Below are 416 nucleotides of genomic sequence, written 5' to 3'. Positions count from 1 at the left end.
GCCAAAGCTAGAAAAAATAGGCTCAACAACATCAATTTGATCAAGATAAATATCGCAAAGTTCAGAAGTATCAATATACATAGGATTTCCCTTCTATATTTTAGACATTAGTGGCTAAGTATAACCAATCTTAGTTTACAAGCAAGCCCAAACTAAATAATAGATTAGTGAGCAAAGCAAGTAAGGACATTTGTGCAAGTATTGGACGTAAATTTAGCGGATCTTTATTTTGATAAACAAAATATGCATGTTTCATCAGTAATGGAAAAGCAAGAATAAAGAGGAAATTAGCCCAATGAGTAAATGTGTACAAGGTAAAAATAAAGTAACTTAATGCACTTGTAGCCAAGAGAATACAATGATAAATACGTGCATTTTCAGCGCCTAAACGTACTACAAGCGTATTTTTTCCCGCT

1 protein-coding gene is annotated in these 416 nt (G+C 32.7%); it reads right to left on the bottom strand.

Annotated features, from left to right (window positions below):
• Positions 1-130: 130 nt before the first annotated feature.
• Positions 131-416: 1,4-dihydroxy-2-naphthoate octaprenyltransferase (gene menA, locus EII42_RS12340; protein ID WP_125172427.1), on the bottom strand; the 286-nt coding region annotated here is incomplete at its 5' end.

The organism is Tessaracoccus sp. OH4464_COT-324 (assembly GCF_003932855.1).
GTDB lineage: Bacteria > Actinomycetota > Actinomycetes > Propionibacteriales > Propionibacteriaceae > Arachnia.
This window is presented reverse-complemented; position numbering and strand designations above follow the sequence as displayed.